Consider the following 17,394-nt stretch of genomic DNA (forward strand, 5'->3'; position numbering starts at 1 on the left):
AACGAGGGCTCAGACGTGGTCCGGGTCGCCGCCGTGGCCCGGGTCGGGGTGCACGGGGTCGTGCTGCCCGGCTCGCGCGGATTCCAGTTGCGCGGCCAGCGACAGACCGAGGAAGAGCGAGATGCCCGCCAGGTTCGACCAGAGCAGCAGCGCGACGAACGCCGTCAGCGGCCCGTACACCGAGCCGAACGACCCGCTGAACCCGACGTACAGCGTGAGCAGCCACGTCGCGCCGACCCACAGCAGCAGATGTACGGCGGATCCGAACGCCAGCCACGTATAACCGGGTTGGTCACGGCGCGGGGCCCGACGGAACAGGACGGCCGAGGCCAGCCACGTCAGCAGGACGCCCACCGGAATCCGCAGGAGCCCCCACGCATCCTGCGCCGACTCGCCCCACCCGAACGTCTCCGCCAGCGCGCTGCCGACGGCCTTGCCGCCGACCAGCACGAGAAACCCGCCGATCAGCGGCAGCCCGGCCGTGACGACGAGGACGAGTGCGCGCGCGTACTTGGCGAGGAACGGGCGGTCCCGCTCCACCCCGTAGATACGGTTCGCGCCGCGCTCGATCTGCGCCATGGCCGACGCGAGATTCAGCGTCGCGAACGCGAGGCCGAACCAGACCGCCAGCTCACCTCCGGCACCGGAACCGACCCCCTCCTCGGTACGGCCCAGCGAGGTGCGGATCAGCTCCGCGCTGGGACCGGGTGCTATTCGGGTGAGCGTCAACTCGACGACGCGGCCGACACTCTCCGTATGCAGGGACGTCGCGACGCCGACCAGCGCGATGCTGAACGGCACCAGCGCCAGGACGAACTGGAAGGCCAGCGCCCTGGCGAAGCTGAATCCGTCCGCGTAGCGGAACCGCAGGAACGCGTCCGTCAGCAGCTTGCGCCCGCCGTAGGTGCGCAGCGCCGCCCACGCCTCGTCCCCCGACAGCTCTTCCCCGATCATGTCCCGGGTCTGCGGTACCCGCACCACCGTGCCCATCGTGCCCCCGACTCATGTTGATCCACTGGCGACGGATTCTCCCAGGCGGGAGGATGTGAGAGGTTGCTCGGGGGCCGATGTGGATCCCCGCAGAGGTGATCGAGGTAGAGGTAAGGCCGTGGAGGTAGGGGCTGTGCTGCATGTAGGGCGAGTGCTGAGGTTCGACGAGGTACGCGGATACGGGTTCATCGTCCCCAGTGAGGGGGACGAGGACGTGTTCATGCACGCCAACGATCTGCTGGACGAGAAGTACCAGTACAAGGCGGGCAGTGAGGTCGAGTACTACCTGGAGATGGGGGACAAGGGTCCCAAGGCGTCACAGATCAGGCTCGTGCACGCCCCCGCGCCGCAGGCGCAGCGGGGCTCGTCCGGCGGGGGACAGGGACAGGTGGACCCGCACGGGGAGTATTCGGACGTGCTGTCCTCGGTGGAGCTGCGGAACGAGCTGACCGAGGCGCTGCTCCAGGCCGACGGGACGCTGACCGGTGACCAGATCAAGCGGGTGCGTACGTCGGTGATCGAGCTGGCGCGCTCGCACGGCTGGCTCGAATCCTGAGAGCGGCGGTGGGCGGGCTCCCCGCCCACCACCAGGAGGCCCCCCGCCCACCGTCCCTCTACGCGTTCGAGGCTGTCGGGGGCGTCGCGGGAGCGGGCCGCCCCGCCTTGCCATGTCCCGCCTTCCCCCGCCGGGGCGCGAGGAAGAAGATCATCGTCGGGACCAGATACAGCGCCCACACCGTCACCTGGACGACGGTCGGATCGGGCTGGAAGTTGAAGACGCCCTTCAGCAGCGTCCCGTACCAGCTGTCCGGCGGCACGGCGCCGGTGATGTCGAACGCCTTGGTCTGGAGCCCGCCGACGAACCGCGCCTCCTGAAGGTCGTGCACGCCGTACGCGAGGACGCCCGCCGCCACGATCACCAGCATCGAACCCGTCCAGGTGAAGAACTTCGCCAGGTTGATCCGCAGCGCCCCCCGGTAGAACAGCCAGCCGAGCACGATCGCGGTGGCGATCCCCAGCAGTACGCCGACGAGCGGCCCCGATCTGCCCTCGCCGCCGGCCCGCACCGACGCCCACACGAACAGCGCCGTCTCCAGCCCCTCCCGGCCCACCGCCAGCAGCGCGGTGGCGACGAGCGCGCCCGTCCCCATTTGCAGCGCGGCGTCGAGCTTGCCGTGCAGATCGCTCTTGAGATGCCGCGCGGTACGCCGCATCCAGAAGATCATCCAGGTCACCAGGCCCACGGAGATGATCGACAGCGATCCGCCGAGCAGTTCCTGCGCCTCGAACGTCAGCTCCTGGGAGCCGAATTCGAGCGCGGCGCCGAAGGCCAGCGAGACGGTGCACGCGATGCCGATGCCGAACCACACGGGCCGCAGCGCGTCGCGGCGGTCGGTCTTGACCAGATACGCCACGAGGATGCAGACGACCAGACTGGCCTCCAGCCCCTCGCGCAGACCGATCAGATAGTTGCCGAACATGCCCGCCGTCCTTCCGCCGATATCACCGTGTGGAGCACGGTCCGGGTGTGCGTCATGTGAACAGCTCCCGTCCCCACCAGTCGTCCCTGTCCCGGACGCCCGGCGGTACGGCGAAGACCGCCGAACCCACGTGCTGGATGTACTCGTTGAGCGCGTCCGCGCGCGACAGGCCCCGCTGTACGGGGATGAACGATTCCCGTACGTCGTGCTGGTACGCGAGGAAGAACAGTCCCGCGTCGAGGCGGCCGAGTCCGTCCGTACCGTCCGTGTAGGAGTAGCCCCTGCGCAGCATCCGGGCCCCGCCGTTGGAGTCGGGGTGCGCGAGGCGCACGTGTGACGTCGGCAGCATCGACTTGAGGAACGGTTCGTCGTGCTCCTTGGCCTTGCCGACCGCCGCGCCCTCGCCCTTGTCCCGTCCGAAGACGTCCTCCTGCTCCTGGAGGGAGGTACGGTCCCAGGACTCGATCCGCATGGCGATCCGGCGGGCCACGAGATAGGAGCCGCCCGCCATCCAGGCGGGCCCGGCCTTGGGGGACACCCACACATGGCGGTCGAGCGCGGCGCTGTCGGTGCCGGCGACGTTGCGGGTGCCGTCCTTGAAGCCGAAGAGATTGCGCGGAGTCTGCGCCTCGGGCGTGGTCGACGAGGTCTTGCCGAAGCCGAGCTGCGACCAGCGGATCGCGATCCGGCCGAAGCCGATGCGGGCGAGATTGCGGATGGCGTGCACCGCGACCTGCGGATCGTCGGCGCAGGCCTGTACACAGAGATCGCCGCCGCTGCGCGCCGGGTCGAGATTGTCGCCGGGGAACTTCGGCAGGTCCACGAGGGCCTCGGGCCTGCGGTCCGCCAGGCCGAAGCGGTCCCTGCCGCTCCTGCCGCTGCCGTGTCCGTCGCCGCTGTCCGCGGTGAACAGGGACGGCCCGAAGCCGATCGTCAGCGTCAGCCGGGACGGTTTGAGGCCGACCGCCTCACCCGTGTCGTCCGGCGGAGCTTCCGGGAGCCCGCCGAACGCGCCCTCACCGACCGGCCGCCCCTCGGCCATCAGCGTGGCGGCGGCGGTCCACTCCTTGAGGAGCTGGATCAGCTCGGCCCGGTCCTCGGTGGTCACGTCGAAGGCCGCGAAATGCAGCCGGTCGGGGACTGCGGTGGCGATGCCGGCCTGGTGCGCGCCGTGGAAGGGGACGGCCGCGCCGGCGGACCCGGCGGGCTCCGTCCCGTCCGTGCCGCGCAGCGCGACGGCGGCGGTGCCGGCCGCGGCGGCGCCGAGCGCGAGCCCCGCACCGCCCCAGCCGAGCACCGAACGCCGGGAGGGCGAAGGGTAGGACGGCGAACGGCTGTCGGCCGCCGTCGTCGCCTCGGCCCCGAGGTCGTCGGCCGGGCCTTTGGAATCGGTCTCGTCGGTCATGGCGGTTCGGCTACTTCACGACCGCGGCGGCGAGCTTCGACAGCGGCTCGGCCAGCGCGTTCACCGCGTCGGACAGCTCCTTGCGCTCCGGCTCGCCGACCTTGTCGTACGACGTGAACACGTAACTCGTCTTGTCCGCACGGTACTTGTCGAGCAGCGTGTTCAACGCGGCGAACTGGGTGTCCAGTTCGGCGGTCAGACCCGCGTCGTTCTTCGACGCCACCGGCTTCAGCAGGACGTACGACTTCTCGGCGCCCTCGACGTTGGCCTTGAAGTCGACGAGGTCGGTGTGGCTGTACCGCTCCTCCTCGCCGGTGACCTTGCCGGCGGCGACCTCGTCGAGCAGCTCCTTCGCGCCGTTCGCCATCGACGTCGGCGTTATCTCCGCCGTACCGACCTTCTTCTGCCAGACGGTCAGGTCCTTGATCAGCAGATCGGCGAGTTCCTTGTCGCGCGCGGTGATCTTCTTGTCCTGCCACAGCGCCTTCTCCAGGCGGTGCCAGCCGGTCCAGTCCTTCTCCAGGTCCTGGCCCTCCTCGAGACCGTCCTCGCGCAGGTCGACCTTCGGGTCGATGTCACCGAAGGACTCCGCCACCGGCTCCGTGCGCTCCCAGCCGATACGGGAGTCGGCGTACGCCTTCTTCGCGGCCTCGATGTCACCGGACTTCACGGCCTCGGCGAAGACCTTCGCCTTGGGCAGCGTCTCCTCGGCCTGGTCCAGTGTGTACTGGCGGTAGGCGGCGACCGCCGCGTCCAGCTTCGGGTCGCGCTTCGCGATCTTTCCGCCGCCGGTGGCCTTGACCTGCTGCCGGATGCCCTTGCCCTTCATGCCCGGCTTGCAGGCGATCTCGTAGTCACCGGCCTTGATCTCGGCGGTGATGTTCGCCTTGGTGCCCGCGCCGATGTTCTCGCGCTCGGTGACGATGCGGTCGTCGGGGAACAGGACGTACACCTCGGTCACCTTGGAGCCCTTGTTCTCCACGGCCAGTTGGAGATGACCGGCGGGGAACTCCTTCCTGGACACCTCGCAGGAGGTGTCGGTGGCCGTGACCTGTATCGCCCCGTCACCTCCTGCGTCGCTCTTCTCGGCGCACGCGGTGACGGCGGTGAGGGCTGCGACCGTCGCGAGGGCGGTGAGGGAGAGACGGACGGGGCGCATGCGGGCTCCAGCGGCTGAGGACGGTGTTCGTCGTGGCCCCGGATGTGAGGCGAGCCTAAGTTAGCTGAGCCTTACTCGTTAGAAAACTGAGCAAATCGCAAGATACTGGAGTCAATGGGTGGCTTGCCTTTGCTCATCCTTTTGAATGGCCACACTCCGTGTCCGCTCGACGCCTCCAGTCGACGCCCCCACCAGCGAGAGGCCGAACCCCACATGCAGCTGACCATCCGCAATCAGATCGCAGGCACCGTCACCGCCGTCACTCCCGACGAGGTCATGGCGACGGTCGGGGTCCATCTGTCGGGCGGGCAGGACATCACCGCCGCCGTCACCCTGGAGGGCGTACAGGAACTCGGCATCCAGGTCGGCACCGCGGTACACGTGCTGGCCAAGGCGACCGAGGTCTCCCTGGCCACCGGACCCGTCGAGGGGCTGAGCATCCGCAACCGCCTCGCCGGCACGCTCACCGAGATCGTTCTCGGCGCCGCCCTGGCGAACGTCAAGGTGGCCGTGGGCGGCGCCGAGCTGACCGCCGTGGTCACCAGGGAGGCCGTGGAGGATCTGGGGCTCACCCCCGGAACCGGCGTCACCGCGCTGATCAAGTCGACGGAGATCGCCCTCGCCACCGTGTGAGCCGCTGTACGTCCGACCGGATCTCCGCTCGTCCGGTGTGATCCGGGTCCCCCGTCTCCACTGCGATGAGTTTCGGGCGGTGCGACAGTCAGAAGGGGAGAGGCAGAAGAAGCCGCCGACACCGGGAGACAGCGATGCCGAAGACCACGCCCAACCTCTGGTTCGACACCCAGGCCGAGGAGGCCGCCGAGTTCTACGTCGGGATCTTCCCGAACTCCAGGATCACGGCCATCACCCACTACGGCGAGGCCGGACCCGGGAAGGCCGGCACGGTGCTGACCGTGGAGTACGAGCTCGACGGCCAGTCCTACATCGGAATCAACGGCGGCCCGCAGTTCACCTTCGACGAGGCCATCTCGTTCCTGATCGAGTGCGCCGACCAGGACGAGATCGACTACTACTGGACGAAGCTCACCGAGGGTGGCGAGGAGGGCCCCTGCGGCTGGCTGAAGGACAAGTACGGACTGTCCTGGCAGGTCGCGCCGACCGGGATGACCGAGCTGCTGAACGGACCGGACCCGGAGCGCGGTCAGCGGGCGATGAAGGCCATGTTCGGCATGAAGAAGATCGACATCGCCGGACTGACGGCCGCCGCCGACGGAACCGGCTGATACTTAAGTGATCCCTTGACTGTTGGCGTCCGGAGCTTCATAGTTAAGTACATGCCTAACTATGAAGGCTCGTTGGACGCGGTGTTCCACGCGCTGGCGGACCGGACCCGGCGGGAGATCGTCGAGCGGCTGATCAGTGGCCCGCTCTCCGTCAGCCAACTGGCGCGGCCTCTTGAGATGTCGCTGCCCGCAGTGATGCAGCACCTCCAGGTGCTCGAAGCGTGCGCGCTGGTCCGGTCCGAGAAGACCGGCCGGGTCCGCACCTGCCACATCGAGCCGGCCGGGCTGCGGACGGCCGAGGACTGGATCGGGCGGCAGCGCACCGACTGGGAGCACCGTCTGGACCGCCTCGGCGACCACCTGTCGGAACAGGAACAGGAACAGAAGCAGGAGCAGCAGCAGGAGCGACTGCGGGAGCCGGCAGATCGAGGACCCACAGATCGAGGGAGCACACCATGACCGACCGACCCGTGACGGACCACACCGTCACCCACGCCACGTTCACCATCGAGCGCGTCTACGCCGCGCCGCCCGCCCGCGTGTTCGCCGCCTGGGCGGACCCCGAGGCCAAGGCCGGTTGGTTCGCGGGCCCGGAGCCCATGCACGAGCTGGACTTCCGGATCGGCGGCCGGGAGATCAACCGGGGCAGGCACCCGGACGGCACCCTCATGACGTTCGAGTCCGTCTACCACGACATCGTCGTGGACGAGCGGGTCGTGTACGGCTCCACCCTGCACGCGGGGGAGACCCTGGCGACCGCCTCGCTCACCACCGTGGAGTTCGAGCCGGACGGCGACGGCACCCGCCTGGTCCTCACCGAGCAGGGCAGCTTCCTCGACGGCCACGAGAAGCCGGAGTGGCGCGAACAGGGCACCGGCGACTGGCTCGGCGCGCTGGGCGCGTATCTGACCCGTACGGACGCGCCGGCGCGATGACCGGCCCTTCGTCGATCGCCGGACGGGCCGCACCCGCGGTCCGTCCGGCGACCGAGCCCCCGTTCGCGGTGGTTCAGGCAGCCGCCAGCGCCTCGGTCGGCGGCAGGCGCGCGGCGCGTACGGCGGGGTAGAAGCCCGCCAGGCCGCCGATCAGCAGCGTCGCCGCCACTCCGCCGGCCATCGCCCACAGCGGTACGACCGTCGGCCAGCCCTGATACCCCGCGTATCCGGTCGTGACGCCGATGCCCAGCAGGACCCCGCCGACCCCGCCCAGCGCGGACAGCAGCAGCGACTCGCAGAGGAACTGCGTACGGATCTGTCCCCGCGTCGCGCCCAGCGACCGCCGCAGCCCGATCTCGGCCCTGCGCTCCAGCACGGAGATCACCATGGTGTTGGCCACCCCGACGCCACCGACCAGCAGCGCCACCGCGCCGAGACCCAGCAGCAGACCGGAGAGCGTGTCGTCCGTGGCCTGCTTCGCGGCCAGCGCGTCGGACGGCCGGGAGACCTCCACCTCGTTCGGCCTCCGCGGATTGGCCGTGGCGCCGAGCACGCTCTGTACGTCACCGACGGCCGCCTCCTGTGCCCGGGTGTAGACGGTCGTCGGATGGCCGTCGAACCCGAGGACGTCCTCCGCCGCAGGCCAGCCCACGAGGGCGGCGGCGTCCAGCTCCGGCGCCAGCTCGTTGGGTGCCAGCAGCCCCACGACGGTGAACCACCGCTCTCCCAGCCAGACTTGGGACTCCGGGCCCGCCTCCAGGACACCGAGCTGACGGGCCGCCCTGGCGCCGAGCACCGTCGACGGGTACCGGTCGTTGGCCGCGTTGAGCCAGCGGCCGTCGACGACGTCCATCCGTACCGTCTTCGTCAGATCGATACGGGCGGCGAACACGCCGATGCCGCCGGTCTGTTCCTCCGGGATGTGGTCGGTCCGGTAGACGGCCGCACCGGTCCGGCCGACGGCCGAGACCGACTCCACACCGTCGGTCGCCGCGATCATCCCGACCGCCTCGTCGGGCAGGGACGCCTGGTCGCCGCCGAAGGACTGGCCCGGTGCGACGGTGAGCAGATTGGTGCCGAGCGCCGCCATCCTCCGGTTCAACTCCTCCTGACTGGAGGTGGAGATGCCCACGACGCCGATCATCGCCGCGATCCCGATGGCGATGCCGAGCGCGGAGAGGAACACCCTCATCGGGCGTGAGCGCAGCCCCGACCCACCGACCCGTACGACATCGGCGGGACCGAGCCGGGCGGGACGCGGGCGGGCCGGCGGCGCGGGGCGCGGCGGTGACGCCGTGGCCGTGCTCATACGCCGACCCCTCGTTGTGCCCGGGCGGTCGTGTACGCGTTCCTGTTCAGGTCCGCGTTCGTGTCCGCGCTCGTGCGCGCGGCCGAATCGGGCGTGATCCGGCCGTCCTTGAGCCGTACCGCACGCGGGAGCGAGCCGGCGATGTCCCGGTCGTGGGTGATGACCACGATCGTCGTACCGGCCCGGTGCAACTCGTGCAGCAGCTCCATCACCACCGCTCCGGACGCCGAGTCCAAGGCGCCGGTCGGCTCGTCCGCGAGCAGCAGCGGCGGATCCCCCAGCACCGCGCGGGCGATCGCCACCCGTTGCTTCTCACCACCGGACAACTGGTGCGGCTCGTTGTACAGCCGGTGCCCGAGACCCACCCGGCGCAGGGCGCGTTCGGCCTGCCCACGCCGTTCGCCGCGCGAACTGCCGCTGTAGAGCAGGCCGTCCGCGACGGAGTCCAACGCCGGTACGCCGGGGGCGAGATGGAAGGACTGGAACACGAACCCGATGGACTGGGCGCGCAGCGCGGACAGTTCACGGTCGGACAGCTCGTCCACGGCGTGGCCGTCGATACGTACCGTGCCTGTCGTCGGGCGGGCCAGCGTGCCCATGATGTTCAGCAGGGTGGACTTGCCGGAGCCGGACGGACCGACGATCCCGAGCAACTCCCCGCGCATGACGGTCAGATCGGCGTCCGCGAGCGCGGCGACCTCTCCGTACGTCTTGGAGACCCCGGTCAGTTCGACAACAGGCCGGGTCGGTGTAGGCGTCACCCGGGCACCCCCACGCGCAGACCCTCGGTGATGCCCGAACCGGAGACCTCGACCAGGCCGTCCGCGAACAGGCCCAGCTCGACCGGGCGGTTCTCGACGCCGTCGTCCGTGATCGCCTGCACGGCGTAGCCGCCGCCCTGACGGGCGATCAGCGCGCCGACGGGCACGGCGAGTACGTCCGCGCGGCTCTCCGCGGCGAGCGTCACATCGACCGGCGCCGCCTGATAACGCCCGAGTTTCTTCTGGTCCTTGACGGTCAGTTCGACCGGAAGCGTGGCGTCCTCGGCGCTCTTGTCCTCACCCCCGTCCGAGGGTGCGGCGGTGGCCGCGGCGCCGATGTCCGTCACCTTGGCCATGACCGCGGTCCCGTCGGGGAGCGTGACCGTGGCCTTCGTGCCGTCCTTGACGAGCCCCTCGAACCGCACCTCCAGATCGACGGTGACCACGCGCCCGGTGCCGGTCCAGGTGAGGACGTCACCGGAGAGGGCGCCACCCCGCGAGGCCCCGACATCGGAGACTCGCCGGGCGCCGGGTGCCACCACCGCGTCGCCGGGTGTCACCTCGCCGGTCTCCTCCCTTCCGAGGTCCTCCTGCCAGGCCCGTACGGCGTCGGCGGTCGAGCCGGTGTACTCCTCGTCCACCGTGAAGCCGGTGTGGCCGAGCGCGGCGAGGTTGCGCTCCAGCATCAGGACGTCCTTGCCCTCGGAGCCGACGTCGAGCGTGCGGTACAGCGGCGTGGAGCCGTACAGCAGAACCGACTTCCGCTCGTCGGCGCTGTAGACGCTCTCGCCGCGCTCGATCTCGTCGCCCACGTCCGGCAGCCAGGTCAAGGTGCCGGTGCCGGAGCCCGAGCCGGCGTCGCTGTCGGCGCCGCCGGCCGTGGCCCCCCGCGCTCCGGAACCTCCTCCGGTGGCCGGGGCCCGTACGGTCGTCGCCTCCCCGTATCCGAGCGCGCCGTCCACGGTCTCGCCGCGGGTGAGCGTGGTCTTCTCCACCGTGGCCGATTTCGCGGGACTGGAGGGGGCGGCCTCGGCGGACTCGCCGCCGTCGCCGCCCAGTACGCCCGTCGCGCCGATGCCGCCGGCGGCGACCACCGTCAGCGCGGCCAAGGTGATGAGCGAGGCGCGCAGCGGACGGCGCCGGGGGCCGCGATGCTCCTCCGGCGAGCCCCCCGAGGAGATGTCGGTCGAGGAGGCGTCCGCCGTGGGGGCGGGCGGGGTGTGGGACGGGATGTCGGCAGAGACGTCGGACGGCGTGCCGTCGGCCGGTCGCTCGGAGGTCATGAGCCGCCGCCCCGCCTCATCATGACGCCGCCACCGGGGAACTTGTCGCGGCAGCTGTCCATGGCCTTCTGGAAGACGGAATCGTCCGGGTCGCTCCCCGCGGCCATGGTGATCTCCATCGAACCGCCGTTGATCTTCGGGTCGGTGAAGTCCGGTACGCCGTTCTCCCGTATGCAGTCGGCCCACGCGGCGACCTTGGTGGAGTCGAGCGTGCCACCACCGCCGCCCGTGCCCTGCGGGGACAGCTCCACGCAGGCCTCCTGCGCCTTCTTGAACTCCGGGGACTCGGGGTCCACGCCGCTGCTGGGATCGAGCCTGATGCCACCGCCCTCGCCGGGATCCGGAAACTTCGAAACCCCGTTCTCACGCATGCACTCGGCGTACGCGAGAGTCCGCTCCTCGGGACTGGTGGGGGAGGCGTCCGGCTTGGAGCCACCCTCGGCCGCCGAGGACGAGCCGTCGTCGGAGCAGCCGGTGAGGAGTACTCCGGCGAGCAGCAGCGGGACGAGGGGAAGGATGCGCGCACTCTTGCGCCTGTACGAATGGGTCATGCCGCCAAGAACTACCGACCGGCCGGTTACACGGCGGGAACGCACGCTGTTATGTCGCTGTAACCCCTGGTCCTGCATGCTGTGTGACATGCGCGTACTGATCGTCGAGGACCACCGGGAACTGGCGGAGACCGTGGGCGCCGGCCTGCGGCAGGACGGCATGGCCGTCGATCTCGCCCACGACGGGCCGCACGCGCTCGACATGACGGCTGTGTACGAGTACGACGTCGTCGTGCTCGATCGCGACCTGCCCGGCCTCCATGGCGACGACGTGTGTCGTGCCCTGGTGGCGGCGGGTGCCCACGCCCGCGTACTGATGCTCACCGCGTCGGCCACCATCGAGGACCGGGTCGACGGTCTCGGCATCGGCGCCGACGACTATCTGCCCAAACCGTTCGCCTTCGCCGAACTGATAGCGCGGATAAGGGCGTTGGCGCGCCGCGCCCAGCCGGCCGTACCCCCCGTCCTCGTACACGGCGATCTCTCGCTGGACTCGACCCGGCGCATCGCGCGGCGCGGCGGACGGCGACTCGAACTGTCGCCCAAGGAACTCGCCGTACTCGAACTGCTCCTGGCGGCCGAGGGCGGCGTCGTCTCCGCCGAACAGCTCCTGGAGCGTGCGTGGGACCACGCGGCGGACCCCTTCACCAACACGGTCAAGGTCACGGTCAGCAGACTGCGCCGCAAGCTGGGCGAACCGCCGGTGATCGAAACGGTGCCCCATGCCGGTTACCGCATCTGAGCGGGCGCGCCGACCGTGGCGCCCGCTACGAGTCCGGCGACCCGGTCAAGTCCGTTGGCCACGCCCGCCGTTCGTCCGTATCCGGTGGACGGCCCGGCTCCGTCTCACCCTTCTCTACGGCGCGCTCTTCCTCGTGTCGGGGGCCGCGCTCCTCGCCATCACGTACTTCCTCGTGGCGAACGGCTCCAAGCCCCGGCTCTTCCTCATCGGCAGCGGCCCCGAGGGTGGGCTCCCCGTGGACGGCGAGGCCATGCGTCAGGCCATGAGGAAGCACGCCGACCGCCAACGGGAGGCGACACTGCACCAGTTGCTCGTCCAGTCCGGCGTCGCCCTCGCGTTGATGTCCGCCGTCTCCGTCGCACTCGGCTGGCTCACCGCCGGCCGTGTACTGCGCCCCGTGCGGACCATGACCGAGAAGGCCCGCCGAATCTCCGAACGCAACCTGCACGAACGGCTCGCCGTCACCGGCCCCGCCGACGAACTCAAGGATCTCGGCGACACGTTCGACAGTCTGCTCGCCCGCCTCGACAGCGCCTTCGACGCGCAGAAGCGCTTCGTCGCCAACGCCTCGCACGAGCTGCGCACCCCGCTCACCCTCCAACGCGCCCTGATCGAGGTCGCGTTGTCCAACCCGGCGGCAGACGCGCGATCGCTGCGCGCCGTGTGCGAGAGAGTGCTGGCGGCGGGGGAGCAGCAGGAACGCCTCATCGAGGCACTGCTCACGCTGGCCCGCGGCCAACGCGGCCTGGAGCGACGGCGGCCGACCGATCTCGCGCCCGTCGTCGCCGAGGCGCTGCGGGTCGCGAACCCCGAGGAGGCCGAGGGCGTACGGATCGAGCGGTCACTCGCACCGGCCTGGACATCGGGCGATCCACGGCTGGTGGAGCGACTGGTCACCAACCTCGTCGACAACGCGCTGCGCCACAACGTCGACGCCGGCACCGGGGCCACCGGGTGGGTGCGGGTGTCCACCGGTACGCAGGGCGGGCGGCCGGTGCTCCGTGTCGTCAACAGCGGGCCGACGATCCCGCCCGACCGTGTCGAGACGCTCTTCCAGCCCTTCCAGCGCCATGAGTCCCGGCCCGGCGGCCCGGACGGTCTCGGGCTCGGCCTGTCCATCGTGGCCGCGGTCGCCACCGCGCACGGTGCGGAGGTGACGGCCGTGCCGGGACCGGAGGGCGGGCTCGACATCGCGGTGGCATTCCCCGAGCGCGGCCGGCCGGGAGTGCGCGGCCCGCGAGGAGCCGGCTCCCGGACCGGGGCGGCTACCGGGGGTCCCGCTCCGTCCCGCTCAGCCAGGCCTCGGCCGCCCGCGCCGTGAACTCGCTCTGCCCGCGCGCGAAAAGCAGCTCCGCCCCGTGGAACGCCGGATCGTCGGCCGTGTCCGGCACGTACGGCACGGCGACGCACCGCATACCCGCAGCACGCGCCGCCGCCACGCCCGGCGCCGCGTCCTCCAGCACCACGCAGTCGGCCGGATCCGCGCCGAGGCGCCGCGCGGCCTCCAGGAAGACGTCGGGTGCGGGCTTGCCGTGCGGGACCTCCTCGGCCGAGACGACGAGGGTGAAGTAGGGGTCCAGCCCCGTGCCGCCGAGCACGGCCTCGATGGCGGCGCGGGACGAGCCGGACGCCACTGCCATGGGCACCCCTCGCGCGTGCAGCCGCTCCACGAACTTCCGCATCTCGGGAAAGACCTCGGTCGAGGCGCGCGCCAGCTCCAGATAGAGGTGGTTCTTGGCGGTCAGCAGCTCGTCGACCGGCGCGTCGATCCCGTACTCCGCGCGCAGCGCCTCCAGCGTCTCCCGGGTACTGATGCCGATGTACCGGGTGTGGTGCTCCCAGCTGAAGTCGGGCACCCCGTGCCGGGCGAGCAGCCGCCGCCCCGCCTCGTAGTAGTTCGGCTCGCTGTCCACGAGGGTGCCGTCGAGATCGAAGATGACGCGGGGAACGGAGTCGGTACGCGCGGTGCTCATGGTCCCCAGCATGCCAAGCCCCACCACCCACCGCGCCGGGGCGTCCGGCGGACGTCGTCCGGCGCGGCCCCCGCGTACGCGGCCGGGTCCGCGCGCGGGACAATGCGAGCGGTCCAGGCACCGCTCTTGAGAGATCCCCGGATATCACGGAGGCCCCGAGATGCTGATCGTCGCAGGCAAGGGATACGTCGATCCGGAGAGCCGTGAGGCGTTCCTCGCGGGCTTCGAGGCGGCCCAGACGCGGGCGCGGTCCGAACCCGGCTGTCTCGACTACGTGGTGGCCGCCGACCCCGTCGAGCCGGGGCGCGTGAACGTGTACGAACGGTGGGAGTCACCGGAGCATCTGGCGGCTCATCTGGCCAGGACGGCACGGGAGTCACAGCCGTCCCCGGTCGTGCTCAGCATGGAGATCAGGCAGTACGAGATCGGCGCCCCGGGCCCGCTCTCACCGTGACGCGCGTGCCAGCAGCCCCGAGAGCACGACCTCCAGCACCTCCCGCAGCGTCGCGGTGAATTCGATCCGCAGCGCCGCCAGCGACGGGTCCGCCTCGTAGGCCGCCAGCATCGCCGCCGACGGCTGGGTGTGCGTCCATATCGAGCCCGTCGTCATGACGCAGAGGGCGGCGAACCGCAGCGCGTCCTCCTCGCCGAGTTCGGGCACACGGGCGCGTACCGACCCGGCCAGCGCGCCGACGTTCGCGATCGCGGTGCGTTTGAAATCGGCCGCGACGGCCGGCGAGACATTGCGCTCCAGGACCGCCGCCTGGGAGCTGGTCAGGTCGCACAGGACAGGGCGGTCCCCCAGTGAGCCGGCGACCACGGCCGCCACCTGGTCCCCGCGCTCGGGCAGCGGGGCGCCGGCGTCGACGCCCGAGGCGAGCGCGCCCTCCAGATGCTCCAGCCACTCCCTGCACGCCACGTCGAGCAGTTCGAGGAGTACGGCCTCCCGGGACTCGAAGTAGCGCAGGACGTTCGACTTGGCCAGCCCGACCCGGCGGCTCAGCTCGTTGAGGCTCACCTGTGCCACCGGCATCTCGGTCAGCATCGAGGCCGTCGTGTCGAGGATCGCCTGTCGGCGCTGGGCGCGCTGCTCCTCATTGCGTGCGCGCTGGAAGGTGTGTGCCATGGCACGAGTCTACAGACCTGCGGTCTGTTGTTATCGGACCGGCGGTCTGCTAGCTTCGGAAGTGCAAGAGACCGACGGTCTTCTACGGCCGCCGTGCACTGTTCCCGAATGTCATCCGAAGGAGTCGCCATGTACACCGTCCCCGACCAGACCGGTAAATACGCCGTCGTCACCGGCGCCAACAGCGGCACCGGCAAGGAGGCCGTCCGCCGTCTCGCCGACGCCGGGGCGCGCGTCGTCATGGCTGTCCGTACGGTCGCCAAGGGTGAGCGGGCCCGCGACGAGATCCTGGCGCGGCACCCGCACGCCCGCCTCGACGTGCGCCGTGTCGACCTCGCAGATCTGGCGTCCGTCCAGGAGTTCGCCGACGGGCTCATCGCCGACGGCACCCCGATCGACCTGCTGGTCAACAACGCGGGAGTGATGGCCCCGCCCTCCCGGCTGGAGACGGTCGACGGCTTCGAGCTCCAGATGGGCAGCAACTTCCTCGGCCCGTTCGCCCTGACCGTACGGCTCCTCCCGCTCCTGCTCGCCGCCGAGTCCCCGCGCGTGGCGACCATGAGCAGCGGCACCGCCAACTACGGCCGGATCGACTTCGCCGACCTCCAGTGGAATAGCCGGCGCTACAGCGCCAACCGCTCCTACGCGCAGTCCAAGCTCGCCGACCTCATCCTCACCAGGCAGCTCGCGCGTATCTCCGCCGAGCGCGGCTGGAACCTGCTGAGCACCGGCGCGCACCCCGGCTACACCCGTACCAATCTCCAGACGGCGGGCGCGAGCCTCGGCACCGGCAGGACGACCATCACGCGTCTGCTCACCAAGCTCGACTTCCTGCCCTCGCAGGAGGTGGACCAGGGCACCGAACCCCTGCTGTACGCCGCCACCAGCCCCGACGCGGTGGCCGCCGGCTACTACGGCCCCGGCGGACGCTTCGGCCTCGTCGGCCCCACCACCACGGCACGCACGACCCGCAGGGCGCTCGACGACGCCCTCAACGCGCGGCTGTGGGCCGAGTCCGAACGTCTCACCGGCGTCGCGCTCCCCACGCACGCCGTCTGAGCGGTGATGTGCTTCCGGCTCGTCCAAAAGGGTGAACCGGCCGCCGGGGTGGGTAGTTCACGCGGCAGTGCCCGACGCGGCCGGTTGGTCTAGACCCCCTGCTACCGTCGGCCGAAGGACAGAGCCGCGAGCGTGGCGAACACACCACGCGCGGAGGCACGGAGCGATCGAGCGACAGGGGACAGCCAGTGGACGGCACGAGCGACGGGCGGACCGACGGGCGGACAGAGGGACGGGCCGACAAGCGGGCCTTCATCGGGTCGTTCACCTCGGCGGGCGGTCGCGGCATCATCGCCGCCACCGTGGACCCGGACACCGGCGCCCTGACGGAACTCGGCGCCACCGACGCCCTGGCGGACCCCTCCTACCTGACGATCGCGCCCGACGGCTCGGTGCTCTACGCCGTCTCCGAGGGCGAGGAGGGCGCGGCCGCCGCCTTCGAGGTCACGCCCCGCGCGTCCGGCGGTACGTCCGCACCGCGGCTGATGGGGGAGCCGGTGGCGGTCTGCGGATCGGGCCCCACCCATCTCACCCTCGCCGCCGGCCACCTGGTGACCGCCAACTACGGCTCCGGCAGCGTCACCGCCCTGCCCGTCCGCGCCGACGGCACCCTCGGCGCCGCCGCCGGAATCCTCCAGCACGAGGGGAGCGGACCCCACCCCGACCGGCAGGAAGGCCCGCACGCGCACCAGGTGCTCCCCGACCCCGGCGGACGCTGGCTGCTCGCCGTCGACCTGGGCACCGACTCCGTACGGACGAGCGCCGTCGACCCCGACAGCGGCGACATCACACCGCACGGCGAGACCGTGCTGCGCCCCGGCACGGGACCGCGCCATCTCGCCTTCCACCCGGCGGGCACCCACGTGTACGTGCTCAACGAACTGGAGCCGACGCTCACGGTCTGCCGCTGGGACGCCGACAAGGGCGCGCTGGAGCCGGTCGGCGAGGCACCCGTCCTCCCGGACGGCGCCGAGGAGGGGAGCTACGCCTCCGAGATCGTCGTCTCGCACGACGGCGGGTACCTCTGGGCCGCCGTACGCGGACACGACAGCATCGCCGTCCTGAGGCTCGACGAGAGCCGCGAGAGGCCCGTCCTGGTCACCACCGTGGACTGCGGCGGACGCTGGCCGCGCGACCTCACGCTGGACCCGGCGGGGCGCAGGCTCTATGTGTCGAACGAGCACTCCGGGGACGTGACCTGGTTCGACATCGATCCGGCGACCGGTGTGCCGTCGCGTGCGGGCTCGTTCGAGGCGCCCGCCGCCTCCTGCGTGATCTTCGGCTGAGGCCGCACACGAAGCTCACCGGGTTACGCGACCGATCCGGCGAACGGGTCGCGCCGGACGGGCCGACAGCCCGTCCGGCGCACGAGGCCG

General features: G+C 71.0%; 20 protein-coding genes. 10 read left to right on the forward strand and 10 right to left on the reverse strand.

The annotated features are described in order from the left end of the window. Nucleotides 1–9: 9 nt before the first annotated feature. A complete protein-coding gene (locus ACFWHU_RS21535; protein ID WP_387226405.1) occupies nt 10–990 on the reverse strand; it encodes a YihY/virulence factor BrkB family protein in 981 nt (326 codons plus the stop codon). 133 nt (nt 991–1,123) lie between these two features. On the opposite strand from ACFWHU_RS21535, the gene ACFWHU_RS21540 reads away from it, so the two are divergent. Continuing rightward, nucleotides 1,124–1,546 carry a cold shock domain-containing protein gene (locus ACFWHU_RS21540; RefSeq protein ID WP_387226552.1) on the forward strand — a complete coding sequence of 141 codons (423 nt, stop codon included), beginning with the start codon at nt 1,124–1,126 and terminating at the stop codon, nt 1,544–1,546. Nucleotides 1,547–1,604: 58 nt separating this feature from the next. Here ACFWHU_RS21540 and efeU read toward each other — a convergent pair whose 3' ends face one another. The 3 genes from efeU to efeO are packed head-to-tail and all read right to left on the reverse strand — an operon-like array spanning nt 1,605 to nt 5,035. Continuing rightward, nucleotides 1,605–2,471 (reverse strand): iron uptake transporter permease EfeU, encoded by an 867-nt coding sequence (gene efeU, locus ACFWHU_RS21545; protein WP_387226407.1) that lies wholly within the window; start codon nt 2,469–2,471, stop codon nt 1,605–1,607. Between the two features lie 52 nt (nt 2,472–2,523). After that, nucleotides 2,524–3,876: an iron uptake transporter deferrochelatase/peroxidase subunit gene (gene efeB, locus ACFWHU_RS21550; RefSeq protein ID WP_387226409.1), complete on the reverse strand. Its 1,353-nt coding sequence runs from the start codon at nt 3,874–3,876 to the stop codon at nt 2,524–2,526. Between the two features lie 10 nt (nt 3,877–3,886). Beyond that, nucleotides 3,887–5,035, reverse strand: a complete 1,149-nt coding sequence (gene efeO, locus ACFWHU_RS21555; protein WP_387226411.1) for an iron uptake system protein EfeO — start codon at nt 5,033–5,035, stop codon at nt 3,887–3,889. Between the two features lie 213 nt (nt 5,036–5,248). On the opposite strand from efeO, the gene ACFWHU_RS21560 reads away from it, so the two are divergent. The 4 genes from ACFWHU_RS21560 to ACFWHU_RS21575 all read left to right on the forward strand — a co-directional run bounded on the left by ACFWHU_RS21560 (nt 5,249) and on the right by ACFWHU_RS21575 (nt 7,214). Next, nucleotides 5,249–5,668, forward strand: a complete 420-nt coding sequence (locus tag ACFWHU_RS21560; RefSeq protein WP_385792403.1) for a molybdopterin-binding protein — start codon at nt 5,249–5,251, stop codon at nt 5,666–5,668. A gap of 134 nt (nt 5,669–5,802) precedes the next feature. Continuing rightward, nucleotides 5,803–6,279, forward strand: a complete 477-nt coding sequence (locus ACFWHU_RS21565) for a VOC family protein (protein ID WP_385792402.1) — start codon at nt 5,803–5,805, stop codon at nt 6,277–6,279. A gap of 51 nt (nt 6,280–6,330) precedes the next feature. Next, nucleotides 6,331–6,738: an ArsR/SmtB family transcription factor gene (locus tag ACFWHU_RS21570; RefSeq protein ID WP_387226414.1), complete on the forward strand. Its 408-nt coding sequence runs from the start codon at nt 6,331–6,333 to the stop codon at nt 6,736–6,738. Further along, nucleotides 6,735–7,214: an SRPBCC family protein gene (locus ACFWHU_RS21575; RefSeq protein ID WP_387226416.1), complete on the forward strand. Its 480-nt coding sequence runs from the start codon at nt 6,735–6,737 to the stop codon at nt 7,212–7,214. The genes ACFWHU_RS21570 and ACFWHU_RS21575 overlap by 4 nt, the downstream gene beginning before the upstream one ends. Before the next feature lie 73 nt (nt 7,215–7,287). Here the strand turns inward: ACFWHU_RS21575 and ACFWHU_RS21580 are convergent, their stop codons facing one another. Genes ACFWHU_RS21580 through ACFWHU_RS21595 form a run of 4 tightly spaced genes read right to left on the reverse strand, consistent with a single transcriptional unit; the run spans nt 7,288 to nt 11,118 of the window. Beyond that, nucleotides 7,288–8,523, reverse strand: coding sequence for an ABC transporter permease (locus ACFWHU_RS21580; protein ID WP_387226418.1), 1,236 nt, complete (start codon nt 8,521–8,523; stop codon nt 7,288–7,290). Next, nucleotides 8,520–9,284, reverse strand: a complete 765-nt coding sequence (locus ACFWHU_RS21585) for an ABC transporter ATP-binding protein (protein WP_387226421.1) — start codon at nt 9,282–9,284, stop codon at nt 8,520–8,522. The genes ACFWHU_RS21580 and ACFWHU_RS21585 overlap by 4 nt, the downstream gene beginning before the upstream one ends. Continuing rightward, nucleotides 9,281–10,567, reverse strand: coding sequence for a peptidoglycan-binding protein (locus tag ACFWHU_RS21590; RefSeq protein WP_387226423.1), 1,287 nt, complete (start codon nt 10,565–10,567; stop codon nt 9,281–9,283). The genes ACFWHU_RS21585 and ACFWHU_RS21590 overlap by 4 nt, the downstream gene beginning before the upstream one ends. Then, nucleotides 10,564–11,118 carry a hypothetical protein gene (locus tag ACFWHU_RS21595; RefSeq protein ID WP_385792396.1) on the reverse strand — a complete coding sequence of 185 codons (555 nt, stop codon included), beginning with the start codon at nt 11,116–11,118 and terminating at the stop codon, nt 10,564–10,566. Before ACFWHU_RS21595 ends, ACFWHU_RS21590 begins: the two co-directional genes overlap by 4 nt. Before the next feature lie 88 nt (nt 11,119–11,206). On the opposite strand from ACFWHU_RS21595, the gene ACFWHU_RS21600 reads away from it, so the two are divergent. Together ACFWHU_RS21600 and ACFWHU_RS21605 are read left to right on the forward strand one after the other, a co-directional pair. After that, nucleotides 11,207–11,860, forward strand: coding sequence for a response regulator transcription factor (locus tag ACFWHU_RS21600; protein ID WP_387226426.1), 654 nt, complete (start codon nt 11,207–11,209; stop codon nt 11,858–11,860). A gap of 133 nt (nt 11,861–11,993) precedes the next feature. Further along, nucleotides 11,994–13,181, forward strand: a complete 1,188-nt coding sequence (locus ACFWHU_RS21605) for a sensor histidine kinase (protein ID WP_387226428.1) — start codon at nt 11,994–11,996, stop codon at nt 13,179–13,181. Here the strand turns inward: ACFWHU_RS21605 and ACFWHU_RS21610 are convergent. Continuing rightward, nucleotides 13,126–13,833, reverse strand: a complete 708-nt coding sequence (locus ACFWHU_RS21610) for an HAD family hydrolase (protein WP_387226430.1) — start codon at nt 13,831–13,833, stop codon at nt 13,126–13,128. The two genes, ACFWHU_RS21605 and ACFWHU_RS21610, sit on opposite strands and share 56 nt — an antisense overlap. A 160-nt stretch (nt 13,834–13,993) precedes the next feature. Here ACFWHU_RS21610 and ACFWHU_RS21615 point away from each other — a divergent pair, with 160 nt between their 5' ends. Next, nucleotides 13,994–14,287: a putative quinol monooxygenase gene (locus ACFWHU_RS21615; protein WP_385792392.1), complete on the forward strand. Its 294-nt coding sequence runs from the start codon at nt 13,994–13,996 to the stop codon at nt 14,285–14,287. Here ACFWHU_RS21615 and ACFWHU_RS21620 read toward each other — a convergent pair. Continuing rightward, on the reverse strand, nt 14,279–14,959 hold the full coding sequence (locus ACFWHU_RS21620; RefSeq protein WP_385792391.1) for a TetR family transcriptional regulator: 681 nt from the start codon (nt 14,957–14,959) through the stop codon (nt 14,279–14,281). The two genes, ACFWHU_RS21615 and ACFWHU_RS21620, sit on opposite strands and share 9 nt — an antisense overlap. Nucleotides 14,960–15,088: 129 nt before the next feature. Here ACFWHU_RS21620 and ACFWHU_RS21625 point away from each other — a divergent pair, with 129 nt between their 5' ends. Together ACFWHU_RS21625 and ACFWHU_RS21630 are read left to right on the forward strand one after the other, a co-directional pair. Next, nucleotides 15,089–16,018 carry an SDR family oxidoreductase gene (locus ACFWHU_RS21625; protein ID WP_387226433.1) on the forward strand — a complete coding sequence of 310 codons (930 nt, stop codon included), beginning with the start codon at nt 15,089–15,091 and terminating at the stop codon, nt 16,016–16,018. Nucleotides 16,019–16,206: 188 nt separating this feature from the next. Further along, entirely contained in the window at nt 16,207–17,304 is a 1,098-nt protein-coding gene (locus ACFWHU_RS21630; protein WP_387226435.1) for a lactonase family protein, read from the forward strand. Nucleotides 17,305–17,394 lie beyond the last annotated feature (90 nt).

The sequence above is a fragment of the Streptomyces sp. NPDC060366 genome, from assembly GCF_042725135.1.
In the GTDB taxonomy this organism is placed as follows: domain Bacteria; phylum Actinomycetota; class Actinomycetes; order Streptomycetales; family Streptomycetaceae; genus Streptomyces.